A 15,549-nucleotide genomic window follows, 5' to 3' on the forward strand; every position below is an offset into this window, starting at 1 on the left:
AAATGACCCAAAAAAGAATATACCATATCCTGTTGATTGTATTACTGTGCCTTCAATTGCCAGCTCATGCACAGACGATCCTTATTGATTCCTTGCAAAACTTATTGTCCCGCAAGGATTTACCGTTGGAAGACCGGGTGACCGGCACCTCCATGATGGCTCGGATCACTGGGAATAAGGATATGAAGTCGGCCATCGTGCTCAATCAGCAGGCGCTGGCACTGAGCACAGGTCTCAAAAACCTGAAATACAGGGCCAATATATTCAGCAATCTTACTCAGCAATATGCACTCGTTGACAGCTTTTCACTGGCTGCCAGGGCCATGGATAGCGCCTTGTACCTTGCCCGTAAATCGGGAGATAAGCAGGCACTCGGATTAGCGTACTTCCGTAAGGGATGGCTGCATATTATAGGCCAGCAGGAAGATAGTGCCACACATTATTTCTTTGAAGCACTACGGGTGCTGGATGGACAACAGAAATTAACCTGTGAACCGACCATTTATTACTTCACCGCTGCAACATACGGCGATTGGAATGACCTGGAAGCTCAGGAGAAATATGCACGGTTATCACTCTCTACAGCCATACAAACACAAAAACCGGATGACCTCGTAAATGGCTACCAGGCTTTGGGTACCTACCTGGAATACAAATACAGGGAGAAACATGATTCTGCATCCAAATACCTCCTCGACTCCGCCCTGTTTTGCAACAGGATGGCATTGCTGATTATTAAAACTCAGAATGAAAGATTGATCACCCGAAGTGCACCAGCGATATTGTCACTGAATACAGCAAATATGTTTGCAGAATACTGGCCGGGCCAAAAAGACAGCATCATGCATTACCTGTACCTGGCCACTGAATATGCAAAGGCCACTGAACAACAGGAAATACTGGCCAATTGCTATGGTATGTTAAGCGATATTGCTGTGCAGGATGGCAACCTGAACGAAGCGGAAAATTTATTGCAGACTGCCCTTTTTACCATAGAAAGTTATCCTGCCGGCGGTGCACAGGTGAAGGCACATATCATGCAGGCACTGGCTGCCGTAGCGGAGAAACAAGGTAACACCACAAAAGCATTAAAGTATTACAAACAATACATTGATTACTACCAACAGGCTTTTGACAAAGAAAGACTATCTACCGCCAAACGGTTAGGAGCACAGTACGAAGCAGAGAAAAAAGACAAGGAATTGCAGCTACTACAACAAAAAGCTTCCTTCAACAAAGAGCTGAATTTCTTCTACATCTGTCTGGCCATCGCAGCAATACTCGCCCTGATTTTCTTCTTCAGATCTTATCATTTCCGGTTAAGAGCCAGCCTGCAAAATCAGCAATTGTTAGAATTAGAAAAGCACGATACACAATTACAACTAAAACTGGAAGCAGAAGAAAGAGCGAGGTTAGAAGCAGAGCAACTGCTCATGCAGGAGCGGCAGGAGCGATTGCAGAAAGAGTTGCTGGCAGGTGCATTGCAGGTAGAAGAAAAGAATGAGCTCTTGCAATCATTACAGAAGAAGATTACAACCATATCCGGCACAGATCCACTGTTACGACAAATGGATCGCATCATCACCGATAGCCGGAAAATGGATGAGGAATTCGAAGCAGCCAAGGCTGATTTCAAAGAAATAGATCCGGAGTTTTTCAATCGCCTGCAACAAAAGGCAAACGAAAATCTCACAAGATTAGATTTAAAATACTGTTCCTACATAAGAATGGGACTTACGAATAAAGAAATAGCTTCCCGCCTGGCTGTAGAAGCAAAAAGTATCAGGATGGCACGCTACCGCTTAAAACAAAAGCTAAATCTCCAAAAGGAAGAAAGCCTCGATGTCTTCTTAGCTACGCTAGTTTAATTTTTCCTCTGCCGGAGGCAGGCCCCCCACCCAAAAAAATCGCTTTTGCCATAGGCAAAAGCGATTTTTTTGGCCATTTTCATACAACAAACTCTCCAAACAAAAAATAGCCGATCGCCTATATTCCCCCTACAGCCCCGCCCGCCGCTAGCTAACAATATGTTAATGCTGAATACTTTAACTAGCTATTAACTGATTTAAGTAACCAACTCCCTAATATTGTTGTAATAATAAAAAGCAGCCTGAAGCTTTTTATGGATTTGTTTTCATAACGTGGAATTATTATAAACGACTGCCTTTCCAGGCAGTCGTTTTTTGTTACTACCTTTGTCCTCACTTTGAGTACGCAACCATACATAACGTTATCACAACTGGCTGCCCACATCCAGGGCACTATCAAAAACGCCTTCTCCCGTCAAAGCAGCTGGATCGTGGCCGACATCACCAGCCACTCCTTCTACCCTGCCAAAGGCTACCACTACTTCGACCTGGTCGAAAAAGATCCCCGCACCCACCAGCTCACCGCCAAAATCTCCGCCACCGCGTGGGGAAACGGCAGCCATCGCATCAGGGACTTCGAAGCCGCCACCGGTCAGCGTTTTGGCAACGACATGCACGTACTGCTACAGGTACAGGTAGAATACCACGCCGTATACGGCCTCAAACTGTCCGTGCTGGACATAGATCCCAGCTTCACCATCGGACAGCTGGAACAGCAAAAACAAGCCACCCTGCAGCGCCTCGTTACCGAGTGTGGAGATATTGTACAGCAGGTGGCCGACGGCTACCTGACCCGCAATAAAAAACTCTCCCTCAGGGCCGTTCTGCAAAAGATTGCCGTCATCTCCTCCCCTTCTTCTGCCGGCTACCAGGATTTTATGCATACCCTCCAGGCTAACGCACACGGGTATATTTTCCATACGGACAATTACTTCACCACCGTACAGGGCGAAGCCAATGCCGCACAGGTATGTGCACAACTCCAGGCTGTAGCAGATGCCGGAAAGCACTACGATGCTGTCGTCATCATCAGGGGCGGCGGCGCACAAACAGATTTATTACTCTTTGATCAGTACCAGCTGGGTAAGGCAGTGGCAGGATTTCCTATCCCTGTCATCACCGGCATCGGCCACCATAAAAATGAAACCATCACCGATATGATGGCCCATACCGCCACCAAAACTCCTACCCGCGCGGCAGAACTGATCATCGCTCATAACCGGCAGTTTGAAGATGCCCTGATCAGTACCCAAAAACAACTGATCATCCGCTTACAACAATCTGTCTCCGGCAAACAACAACAATTGTCTGCCCTCCACAACGCTATTATCAACAGAAGCAGGGACGTGGTGATCCGGCAAAAAGAAAGCCTGATCCGGTACAACCAGTTATTGCCACAGCAAGCCCGCCACCTGTTATTAAAGCAGCGAAACGGGATGATACAACTGTCAGCACAGGTATTGTCCAAACCCAAACAATTAACTGCCGCGAGACTACAGGATTTATCCTACCTCCGGCAAAACATCCATAGCTTTAGCCGTAAATTGCTGCAGCAACAGCAGCAAAAACTGCAACACCACGAAACAGTCGTACGCCTCATGAGCCCAACGACCTTGTTACAAAAAGGGTTTGCACTGGTATACCACCAGGGTAAACTGATTACAAACGCCAGGGCCCTGCAGCCAGGAGAAGACATCACCGTACAGATGGTAGATGCCTCCGTACAGGCCACTATTCACACAATCAACCCAGATGGAAACGAATCTCACATATGAAGCAGCTTATAAAGAGCTGCAACAGATAGCCAGGGAAATAGAAACGGAATCCGTTTCTGTAGATGTGCTCGCAGCAAAAGTAAAGCGGGCTTCGGAACTGATCACTTTTTGCCAGACCCGGTTACGGGCCACCGAAGCAGAAGTTGAAAACATCATTCAACAAATGACAATCACCCAATAGTGGGTTTCGGCGGCTTTCAGCCGCCGAAACCCAAAACTCCCCTCCAAAAGGTAACCCCCAACCATTCTATTTTTAATCTCCCTTAAAATCCCCTAACATCCCCAATCCTTTACCAGTCAAACATTTCCTCCCTAATTTCTGTTATATCCATTTTAATAATATAATTAAAAACGGGTTAAAATCAACCGCCCGCCTTCCTCTCGTTAGGACCATTATTGAAATTTGCAGTTATTGACAAATAAAATGCGGACAAACAGCATCACATGAAGAAGCTCTTCCTATTGGCTGTAGTAACCAGTGTACTCACATGTATACACTACGTTGCTGTCGCCCAAACCAACTTCACACTGGCAGCGGCCATCGACACCGCCAGAACCAACAGCCCGGTGCTTAAGGCCCAGTACATGAACATCGCCGCCGCACAGGCCGACGTCACTACCGCCAAACTCCGGCCTAATCCCAACCTGAACAACCAGACCTTACAACTGGCCAATTCTGCTCACTTCGCCCCCAACACCCGCTGGTCTTCCAACTCAAACCGGCAGGTATGGTATCAGCTCACGAAACCCATTCAGTGGCCCAACCAGCGCAAGTACAAAATTGAAACAGCCTCAAAGGATGTAACAGTGGCGGACAATGAATACCAGGAAAACGTACGCAACCTCTCCCTCAACGTCGGTAACAGCTGGATCACCTGCTGGGTGCTCAAAAAGAGACTCTCCCTCCTGCAGGATAGCAAAGGCAACCTCGATACCCTCGTGAAGATCAATGAGCTGCGCTACAAGAACCAGGTAATTACCCAAACTGACCTCGCACGTACCAAAGTATTGCTGGATCAGTACAACCTGCAACTCAGCGTATTCCAGCAGGACTACCTGAACGAACTGCAAAACCTGCGCCTCCTCACCGGTATCCCCTCCAATGTAGATGTCGATACCCTGAGCGATGTGCAGACACTCACCCCCAGCGCTACCCTGGACAGCCTCATTGCCCAAACGCTGGACAACCGCTCTGACATCGCCCTCGCAAAGAGTAACATCGACGAGCGCAACAGCAATGTGAAATACCAGAAAGCACTCGCTGTACCACAACCACAGGTTGGTATCATCTACAACCCGCAAAATGCTGTGCCTTACCTCGGCTTCTATGCTGCCATCGATCTCCCCTTCTTCAACAGGAACCAGGGTGAAATCAAAAAGGCAAACATTATGGCGCAACAGGCTAACCAGGAACTGAATACCACCCAGCGCACCATCCAGACAGAAGTGACCACCGCCTACAACACTTACCAGCTGCAAAAACAAAACCTGGCTAAGTTCTCCGGTATCCTCTCCCAGTCCCAACAGATCCTGGACAATGTGAAGTATGCTTACCTCCGCGGTGGCACCACCATCATTGACTTCCTGGATGCACAGCGCAACTGGTACGACACCCGCCTGCTGTACTACGATGCACTGCAATCTTACTATCAAAGCTATATTCAACTTTTATTCGCTACGGGCCTTATAAACCAATTATAATTATGCAACGCATTACCGGATATTTTTTAGTGGCCTCCCTCCTGCTGGCAGGATGTGGTCAGAAAGAACACAAAAAAGAAGTGACGGACGATCCCGGTCCTGCCATTACGAACAATGGACAGCAGATCACCTTCCCCGATACTGCTTCGGCCAACTTCTTCCTCACCGAACCTGTAGGTGACTCCGCCCTGAGTGGTACCCTGCACGCTCCCGGCAAGGTAGCGGCAACTGTTGTCCGCTCCCAGGAAGGTGCACAAAATGTAGTGCTGTTCGACAATCCAGACCTGGAAAGTGATTATACACAGCTGGTGCAACACAAGATCAATGTGAACCATATTGCTGAAATCAATATCAAGCAACGTAAAATAGAACTGGACCGCACCCAGGATCTCTTCGACCACGGGGCAGCCTCCGGCAAAGACCTGCTGGAAGCAAAATCCAACCTGGCCATGGAACAAACCAACCTGGCCAACGAAAAAGCACAGTTGATTCAGCACGAATCCGGTCTGAAAGCTGGTGGTTTCGATCCTGAAATACTCCGCGCCACCGCCCCTGGTAATGCCTTCGTGATCTGCGACATCCCCGAAACCCAACTGAGCAACGTAAGTAAAGGAACTGCCTGCACTGTTATACTATCTTCATTTCCCGACAAACCGCTTGCGGGGAAAGTAGAGGCCATCGCCGATGTAATCGACAACGTTACCCGTATGGTGAAACTGCGCATCCGGCTCTCAGCCCCGGATTCAGAGATCCGTGCGGGTATGTTTGCGATGGTAAACTTTACTGTTACAGCTGCTAACAAAGGTACTGGCAGCATCAATGTAACAAGAGATGCCCTCATCACTGCCGAAGGCCTGAACTATGTGTTTGTAAAAACAGCACCTAACACCTTCGTACGAAAACAAGTCAGCACCGGCCAGCAGATAGGTGACCGTGTTGCAGTATATAACGGCCTTCAGAACGGCGACAATGTGGTGATCAAAGGTGTGATGCAGCTGAAAGGCTTAAGTTTCGGATACTAATTAAAACCCTTAACCACAATGTTACAAGCACAGATCTATATAGACAAAGATGAAGTTCATGGCACACAGCCCCTGTACGAATTCATTGTACAGTTCCTGCTCAAACAAAAGGTAGCCGGCGCTACTGCTTTTCGTGGAGTGATCGGATTTGGGGAACACCATCAGCTGAAACGCCCCGACAGCATCTTCAGCTTCGATGAACCACCTATCATGATCACCTTCATCGATGAAGAAGAAAAAGTGCTGCATACCCTGAAAGAACTGCGCAAGCGGGTCACCAGCGGGTTCATCATCACCACCAAAGTAGAACGATTCCAGATTTGACCGAAATTCTCCGACAATGATTCGTAACCTTTTAATATTTTCTCTAAAAAACAGGTGGGTTGTCATCCTCATGGGACTTGGCCTGATGGGTATCGGCTACTGGTGTTTTACCCAGCTGAAAATTGAAGCCTACCCGGATATTGCTGATACCAACGTTATCATCGTGGCACAGTATCCCGGCCGTGCTGCTGAAGAGGTAGAGCAACAGGTAACCATCCCCATCGAAAGGGCACTGCAAAACACGCCAAATGTGCTTGATCGCCGTAGCCGTACCATCTTCGGCCTCAGCGTAGTGCAGCTCACCTTCACCGATGGCACAGACGATTACTTTGCCCGCCAGCAGGTAAATGAAAGACTGGCTGCTGCCGAACTCCCCGATGGCGTCTCCCCGGAACTGGCCCCGCTCACTACTGCCGTAGGTGAAATCCTTCGTTATGTAGTGGAAGCGCCCCCCGGCTATACCCCTACCGAAATCCGTGACCTGCAGGATTGGGTCATTAAACCTTACCTCTTACAGGTACCCGGTATCGCGGATATTACCACCTTCGGTGGCCCACTCAAACAGTTTCATATCTTAACCGCTCCTGATAAACTGCGTAAATACGATCTCACCCTGCAGGATGTGATCGATGCCGTGCAAAAGAATAACCAGAACACAGGTGGTAACGTAATCAGCCGTGGTGAACAGGGTTTTGCTGTGCGTGGTCTCGGTGCGGTAAAGACAGAGGCCGACATTCGCAATATCGTACTCAAAGCAGCCAACGGCAACCCCGTTTACCTGCGCGATGTAGCGACAGTAGAAGTAGCGCCACCACCACCAAGTGGTGTAATGGGCTACACTTTCAACTCAACAAAAACCAATGTGAGTAATGGTGTGGAAGGTATCATCCTGCTGCGCAGGTATGAAAACCCCAGCGAAGTGTTGAAGATCCTGAAAGAAAGAATTAAGGACCTGGAAAGAGATGAACTGCCCAAAGGCGTACACCTCCGTACCCTGTACGACCGTAGTTTCCTCATCGATCACTCACTGGAAACCGTAGGCCATACCCTGTTAGAAGGTGTGTCTATCGTAGTCATCATCCTGATCTTCTTCCTGGGTAGTCTGAGAAGTGCACTCGTAGTAGCGCTCACTATTCCATTCTCCCTCCTCTTTGCGTTTATATTAATGCGGTTAACCGGTATTCCGGCAAACCTCTTATCACTCGGTGCCATCGACTTTGGTATCATCGTGGATGGAGCCTGTGTAATGGCAGAGCACCTGATACGAACGTACCGAACAGCACCACCAGAAGAAAAGAAACGGGGTATCATCGCACTCACTCTCCGCTCTTCACAGGAAGTAGGCCGTGAAATCTTCTTCTCCGTCACCATCATCATCCTGGCTTACATGCCTATCCTGCTGATGACACGTGTAGAAGGTAAACTGTTCTCTCCAATGGCGCTGACCCTGGCATTTGCGGTAATCGGCTCTATGCTGGCTGCACTCACCCTCATACCGGTACTGATCTCCTTCGCCTTTAAAAAAGCATTTAATAATACCGACAAGCCCATGAAGGAGCACAAAAACATTGTGCTGGACTTCCTGAGCAAACAGTATGGTAAATTGCTGGGCAAGACGCTGAAACGTCCGAAAACGACGGTACTGATAGGCTTCTCTGTGGTAGTGCTGTTAGTATTATTCGGTGGAAAACTGGGTTCTGAGTTCCTACCGGAACTGGATGAAGGTTCTATCTTCCTGCGTGGTAACTTCCCCGCTGGTATTACCATCCAGGAGAATGCGAAATACTCTCCAAAAATCAGGGAGGTCATCGCTAAATATCCGCAAATCGCATTCGTGATCACCCAGGCCGGTCGTAATGATGATGGTACGGATCCATTCCCTACCAATCGTAACGAAATCCTGGTAGGTCTGAAAGAATACAAATTATGGAGCGATACCATTTCCAAAAAACAATTGGTTACAGACATCAGGCACGACCTGGAAAAAGCTATGCCTTCTGTGAAGTTCTCTTCCGGCCAGCCGATCATAGACCAGGTAATGGAAATTGTAACCGGTAGTGCGGCGGATCTCGCCATCTCTATCGTAGGCGACGACCTCACCATGATGCGTGCCAAAGCAGATACCATTGCCGATATCGTAAAGCATATGCAGGGTTCTGAATCTGTAAATATTGAGCAGGAAGGTCCGCAGGAGCAGATTGCGATCAATATTAACCGTGAAAACGCTGCCCGTTTCGGTATCAATGTAGCCGATATACAAAGCATGATCGAGGCCGCAATCGGGGGTAAAACCATTTCTACATTGTATGACGGTACCAAGCGTTACGACCTCGTGATCCGCTATACACCTGGTGAACGTAGTACAATCGAGTCCGTAAAAAACTTACAGGTACCATCCGCTACCGGTGCATTGATCCCAATGAACCAACTGGCAGATATCAGTTATGTACAGGGGCAAACGAACATCTATCGTTATAATAGTAAACGTATGGTAACGGTGAGAACAAATATCCGTGGCCGTGACCAGGGTGGTTTTGTAAGTGAAGTAGGTCAAAAAATCAATACACAACTGCATATACCAAAAGGATACTCCATTATCTATGGTGGTCAGTATGAGAACCTGGAACGTGCAGGTAAGCAATTGTCCTTCACCATTCCGCTCACCATCATCATGGTGTTCTTAGTGCTGTTTATCCTCTTTAGAAATATGCCGCAGACGGTTGTAACAGTAAGTTGTATCCTCTTCGCACTGGCTGGCGGTATCGTCGCACTGCTCATTCGTGGATATCACTTCAACGTATCTGCGGGTGTGGGCTTTGTGAGCATCTTCGGTATCTCTGTAATGGCAGGTGTACTCCTGGTATCGGCCATCAACCGGCTACGGGAGAAACCGGATCATACCCTGCAGGACAGTGTATTCCTGGGTGCCAGGGAGCAATTGAGTGCATTGTTATCTATCCTGATCGTGGCCATCGCTGGTCTCATTCCAGCAGCTACATCCTCAGGTATCGGTTCTGATGTACAACGTCCGCTGGCAACCGTAATCATCGGTGGTCTGACAAGTACACTGATCTTTGCGCCACTGTTGATACCACCATTGTACGCATGGGTGGAAAGAAACAGGAAAGCGAAAACAGTGAATAAGGATGATGAAGAAATAGAGTAAGTGTTAAAATGAGCAATACACCAGGGAATAGCCGCTTCGAAAGGAGCGGCTTTCCTGTTTATATAGAAAGCCCCTCGCAGCTGGCGAAGGGCTTTCTATAAAAGTATCTTTTAATTAATCTTTCTTCCAAAAAAATCCACTCGGCTCACTCACCAGCTCACACTTCAAATTCGCCTTCTCTCCCACCTTCTTCGTTATATCCACACCACCTTCTGTTACATTCGCCACTGAAAAATTCTCATCTTCTACCTTCGTCACCACTATCTTACCCAATGTCTTTTTTCGCTGCATCACCTTTCCATCCACCGTAATCTCCGTCACCTCGTACACCCGGAACTCATCATTCACCTTTAACCCTAACAATGTTCCCCCGGCTATCAATACCGAAGTCGCTGCCCCCAAACTATTCTTATCCTCAATCTCCGCTATAGACACCGTCAGCTTAAAGTTCTCTTTCATAAACTTCTCTACCTGCGACTTTGCATCGCTAACCGCCCCGTCATAAGCATTCTTTCCTTTTCCCGAAGCATTCACCGTTGTCGTAGCAACAATCTCGCCGCGACCGGCATCTGTTACATTTAAGGTAAAGGAAATCTCCGCCACATTCGTATTGGTCGTACCTACAATCGGTACATTGGTTTGCCGCATCTCCATCGTCGCTTTCGCAATATTTCCGGAGATAATAAATTGAGCACCAGCCGCTTTGGATTGTTCAAAAGAAGTATCAGTTTGAGAAACGACTGATAAACGCTTGTTTTTCAGGAATACATCTGCCACCGCATCCTGGATAGCAGCTACATTGTTCGTATTCTGAGAAGCGCCGGATTGAAAACGAAGGATTCCTACCGTAGTTTTACTCTGAGCAAACGCCGAAGCTCCAAAAATAAAGCCGGCAAATGCGAAAATTACACTCTTCTTTGTCATGGTTCAAAAATAAGGACTTCTATTAATATGTTGGCATTAAAATAAGATCACCCTATTTCCTGCTCCTGCTTTACAGGCAGGATAATAGTAAATGTCGCCCCCTCTTTTTCACGGCTGTGCGCCGTGATAATTCCGTGGTGTTTTTCAATGATCTTACGCGTAACCGCAAGTCCTATGCCAGTTCCCTCATATTTGTCCTTGGTATGTAAACGTTGAAAGAGTACAAAAATTTTATCCAGGTACTTTTCGTCAAACCCAATCCCATTGTCTGAAATGGTAATACAGGCAAATGGCCCCTCCGGGTCTGCGTGACTGTCAAACCGCTTTTCTGCAATCCGGGTCGCCATAATGCTGATCAACGGCTGTACATCCTTGCGGGAAAACTTGAAGGCATTGCTCAGCAGGTTCTGGAATACCTGCCGGATCTGCGATGGCACCGCCTCTATTGTTGGCATCTGCCCTACTGTCACGATTGCATTCTTTTCTTGTATCAACACCTCCAGGTCAGACAAAATTTCCCTGATCACCGTCTCCAAAGACACCTTTTCGAAGAAATTCATTTGCGATAACCGGGAAAATCTTAACAAATCATTGATCAGGTTTGTCATCCTCGACGAAGAATTGATAATCCTGTTCAGGTAGTCTACCGCCTTTTCCTCCATCTGATCCTGGTAGCGCTCCCTGAGCATATTCCCAAACATATGGATCTTGCGCAAAGGCTCTTTCAGGTCGTGAGATGCCACAAAGGCATATTGCTGCAACTCCGCATTGCTGGATTCCAGCTCATAATTCGCCTTTTGCAGGGCATTGGTACGCTCCTGCACCCGCTGCTCCATCAGTTCTGCCAGCATCTTCTGCTCATGGATATCTGTATTGGTACCCACCCACAGCATAGCCGTGCCTGTGATATCTTTCTGTACCCGGGTACGCAGCAGGAACCAGTGATATTGCCCATCATTCCTGCGCATCCGCACTTCCAGCGGAAAGTCTTCCTTCTTCCTGAGTGCATCGTTCCAGGTACGGCTCCATACAGGGATATCATCGGGGTGTAATATGCTTTCCCAACCAGCATCCCTGATTTTCTCCATGGTCAGACCTGTATAGTTAATAAACTGCCTGTTCACAAAATTGATCTCGCCATTCGGCCGTGCCGTCCACAATATCAATGGCATAGACTCTGCCAGGAAGCGTTTTTCTTCCAGGCTCATTACCGCCTGCTCCTCCGCCGCCCGCAGGGTCGTTACATCCAGCATAGACCCCAGCATACGATAAGGGGTAGCATATTCGTCCTGCAACAGGTACCCCCTATCCAGGATATGTGCATACGTACCATCTGCCTTCTGCAGGCGATACTCCTCCGACCACTGGCTCTGTTTCATATTCACGGCACAACTGATGCTTTCCTGCACTCTCGCTCTATCGTCCGGGTGGATTTTCTCCAGCCAGAAAGTTCGGCTGCAGGATTCCTGACCAGGACTATAACCATAAATGTTAAAAAAGTTATCACTCCACCATACCGTATTGTCCCCCAGGTTCCAGTCCCAGATCGTGTCGTTGGTCGCTTTCGATACCAGGCGAAAACGCTCTTCACTCTGTGTGAGTTCCCGGGTACGTTCCAGCACTTTATCTTCCAGCGCAGCATTCAGGTTACGCAAACTTTCACGCGCCTGTACCAGTTCGTTGTAGTGATGGCGTAAGCGCTCTTCTGCATCTTTCTTCTCTGTCTCGTCAGAGCAGGTGATCACAATGCCATCCGCTGTTTTCACGGCCGACATCTCATACCAGGTCTCTTCTTTGTTAAAATCCACCAGTACCTCTGTATGCAATACAGCCCCCTCCTCTACTACCTGCACATATTTCTCAAACAACCCCTGCTGCATAAGCTGGGGCATAGATTGCTTCATCGACGGAGACTTGTGCAACAGCACATCTTTGCCCAGCAATTTCTCAGCTGCACTATTGGATGTAAGCAATCGGAAATCAGTTACATTGCCATTGTTATTCACCACAGCCCTGAAGGCCATAATCAAACTGGTGCTGGCATTAAACACCCCCTTTAGCAGCATATCCAGTTCCTTCACCGCCGTAATATCCACAAAGGTGATCACCACTCCATCCGCCTGTTTATCCTGCCTGACATAAGGCATAATCTTCATCAGGCACATACTGCCATTACTCAGTACCAGTTCTTTTTCTAAAGTATGCTGCTGACGGATAACCACATTGATATCATCGATCAGGCTATCCTGCTGGATATTCGTAGAGATATGACTGATAGGACGCCCGATATCCGCAGCAATCAGGTTGATCATCTTCACCGCTGCCGGGTTGAACTTACGGATATTCATCTGGCTATCCACAAATACCTGCCCGATGTCGGTACTGCGGAAGTAGTTGTCCATATCGTCATTCAGCTCTATCAGCTCTTTGATTTTGAGCTGGTGTTCTGTATTCAAAGTATGCAGCTCCTCATTGAGAGATTGCAGCTCTTCATTACTGGATTGTAATTCTTCGTTGGCAGAGAGCAACTCTTCATTACTGCTTTGCAGTTCTTCATTGGAAGTCTCTAACCCTTCAATGGCCAACTGCAGGTTGGTACGCGTTTCACCCAGCTCTGCTTCCAGCGACAGGATGTGTTCATTCACATCAGCCGGATAACTCGTTTCCTCTTTTAGGCCGGGTAACGTTGGCGTTCTTTCAGGTTCCTCACCAAATACTATAAGCGTATATTGTCCATTGCCGGTACCAGGTTTAATTAAAAGATTTACCAACCTGTGACCTTCTTTTGTATTGAGTTTAATCCCTCTCAGCGTAGCCTTCTGCGCAGTTTTCCATGCCTGTCGCAATGCCATGTTCAACGCCATAGACAGGTCGCCGGGCAGCATTTTCAGCAGGTTCAGGTTCAGCTTTTTATCCGGCAGCGAAAGGTATTTTTTATAGTTACCCGTCGCTTCCCTGATCTCGTAATTCTTGTCAATGTATACCGCGGCATAGCCAAATTCTTCTGCCATCACCTCCCTGAATTCGTCTGCCAGTTCCAGGGCCAGCCGCTTCTCCTGGCCTACACCAGGGCGCATCTCTCTCGACTGGCGAATGTATTCCAGTGGACTATACAGGTTGTCAGGAGGTGCAGACCGGGTAGTATCCGTTTTGCGATAAATCTTCCACCTGGCATTTATTTCTTCCATGCCGCCCCTTATCAGCGCGGCAGATTCGCTCGTACCCAGGAAAAGGTAACCATCTGTATTCAGGGCAAAATGCAGGGAAGCCAATACCTGTCTTTGCAGCACATTGTCCATATAAATGAGCATGTTCCTGCAACTCACCACATCATTCTTAATGAATGGAGGGTCTTTTAGAATATTATGCCTGGCAAATACAATCTGCTTGCGCAGGCGGGGTACAACCTGGTAATGCTTTTCTTCCTTCAGGAAATATTTCTTTACAACTGCCGGCTCCACCTCTTTCAGTACTGCTGCAGCATACATTCCTCTGGCAGCAAACTCTATTGCATTGCCGTCTATATCAGTAGCAAAGATCTTTACATCCAGCCACTTGCCTTTCTTTAGCAGCAGCTGGTCTATCAGGATAGCCATTGAGTAGGCCTCCTCTCCCGTACTACAGGCAGTGACCCATACTTTCAGAATAGCGCCTTCTTCCTTGCTGTCGATCAGCTTATCCAATACCTGGTCTCTCAGTACATCAAAAGCCGTTTTATCTCTGAAGAAACGGGTAACCCCAATCAGGAACTCTTTGGCTAATGACTTACTCTCTTCCGGTTGCTGCCTGAGCAATACCAGGTATTCTTCCAGGGTTTTGAAATTAAATTGCGTCATGCGCTTTTCAATACGGCGCGTGATAGTAGGTGACTTGTAATGATGAAAATCCTGGCCGCTGTTTTCCTGTACCAGTTTGAATACCTCGGGCAACAGGCGTTCTTCAATCCTGCCATTGAAGGCATGGAGCGGCAGGTCTTGTACATAATTAAAAATCTCGCCCGGCATAAATTCCGGTGCGAGTATATAATCGATATTGTCTGAACTGATGGCACTGCGTGGCATGCCATCGAACCTGGCCGATTCAGGGTCCTGCACCATCACTATTCCCCCGGCATCCCTGATAGCACCGGCGCCCCTGGTACCATCCGTACCAGTACCGGAAAGGATGATGGCGATCGCCTGGCGGCCCTGATCTTTTGCCAGTGAAAATAAGAAGGTATCAATAGCCGTATTCGGCGCCTTCTCCACAGGTTTCTGTATTAGCTTCAGCCGGCCTTTCTCAATGATAATGTCCCTGTTGTTCGGAATTACATACACACAATCACTCTCTACAGGCATATCTTCTTCCACCTCACGTACCTGCATGTGGGTATGCCTGGATACCAGCTCCACCAACAGGCTCTTATAGTCCGACGACAGATGCTGAATAATCACGAATGATAGGTTGCCGTAATTCGGCATGTTATCAAAAAATTCATGAATTGCTTCCAGGCCACCGGCAGATGCCCCAATTGCCACTATGTAATTCGCCTTCTTCATCTAAAGGTTTTATACCATAAACAAATGATGGGCCGGAAAGCCAGCATCCATTGCTTTTGCCTTGTAATAGTGCGCAAAGCTGTTCCATTTGGCTCACTGTAGCCATTAAAAAAATGATAAAGCCTGCGTAATTTCAGGCACAGGGAAATATTGTTGAATAATCTGACGGGTGTTGGCTTTCCCGCACATACATGCCCCTTGGGCCTGTGCGTTATCAATGACTCCGACTAA

At 47.8% G+C, this 15,549-nt stretch carries 9 protein-coding genes; 7 read left to right on the forward strand and 2 right to left on the reverse strand.

Annotated features, from left to right (window positions below):
- Positions 1 to 2 precede the first annotated feature (2 nt).
- The 7 genes from ABDW16_RS13410 (at position 3) to ABDW16_RS13440 (ending at position 9,856) form a co-directional block, all read left to right on the forward strand.
- On the forward strand, positions 3 to 1,868 hold the full coding sequence (locus tag ABDW16_RS13410; RefSeq protein WP_343670371.1) for a LuxR C-terminal-related transcriptional regulator: 1,866 nt from the start codon (positions 3 to 5) through the stop codon (positions 1,866 to 1,868).
- Positions 1,869 to 2,206: 338 nt separating this feature from the next.
- Positions 2,207 to 3,643 (forward strand): exodeoxyribonuclease VII large subunit, encoded by a 1,437-nt coding sequence (gene xseA, locus ABDW16_RS13415; protein WP_343670373.1) that lies wholly within the window; start codon positions 2,207 to 2,209, stop codon positions 3,641 to 3,643.
- Positions 3,621 to 3,824 (forward strand): exodeoxyribonuclease VII small subunit, encoded by a 204-nt coding sequence (gene xseB, locus ABDW16_RS13420; RefSeq protein WP_343670374.1) that lies wholly within the window; start codon positions 3,621 to 3,623, stop codon positions 3,822 to 3,824. The genes xseA and xseB overlap by 23 nt, the downstream gene beginning before the upstream one ends.
- A 263-nt stretch (positions 3,825 to 4,087) precedes the next feature.
- Positions 4,088 to 5,344, forward strand: a complete 1,257-nt coding sequence (locus tag ABDW16_RS13425) for a TolC family protein (RefSeq protein ID WP_343670375.1) — start codon at positions 4,088 to 4,090, stop codon at positions 5,342 to 5,344.
- A gap of 2 nt (positions 5,345 to 5,346) precedes the next feature.
- A complete protein-coding gene (locus tag ABDW16_RS13430; protein ID WP_343670377.1) occupies positions 5,347 to 6,366 on the forward strand; it encodes an efflux RND transporter periplasmic adaptor subunit in 1,020 nt (339 codons plus the stop codon).
- Between the two features lie 18 nt (positions 6,367 to 6,384).
- Positions 6,385 to 6,690: a DUF190 domain-containing protein gene (locus ABDW16_RS13435; protein WP_343670378.1), complete on the forward strand. Its 306-nt coding sequence runs from the start codon at positions 6,385 to 6,387 to the stop codon at positions 6,688 to 6,690.
- Between the two features lie 16 nt (positions 6,691 to 6,706).
- Positions 6,707 to 9,856, forward strand: coding sequence for a CusA/CzcA family heavy metal efflux RND transporter (locus ABDW16_RS13440; protein ID WP_343670380.1), 3,150 nt, complete (start codon positions 6,707 to 6,709; stop codon positions 9,854 to 9,856).
- Between the two features lie 114 nt (positions 9,857 to 9,970).
- On the opposite strand, the gene ABDW16_RS13445 is transcribed toward ABDW16_RS13440, so the two are convergent.
- Positions 9,971 to 10,780, reverse strand: coding sequence for a hypothetical protein (locus ABDW16_RS13445; protein ID WP_343670382.1), 810 nt, complete (start codon positions 10,778 to 10,780; stop codon positions 9,971 to 9,973).
- Between the two features lie 47 nt (positions 10,781 to 10,827).
- The gene (locus ABDW16_RS13450) at positions 10,828 to 15,318 is read right to left on the reverse strand and encodes a CheR family methyltransferase (protein ID WP_343670383.1); all 4,491 of its coding nucleotides are present in this window, start codon (positions 15,316 to 15,318) and stop codon (positions 10,828 to 10,830) included.
- Positions 15,319 to 15,549: the final 231 nt, after the last annotated feature.

Origin of the sequence: Chitinophaga sp. (assembly GCF_039596135.1) — a bacterium.
In the GTDB taxonomy this organism is placed as follows: Bacteria; Bacteroidota; Bacteroidia; order Chitinophagales; family Chitinophagaceae; genus Chitinophaga.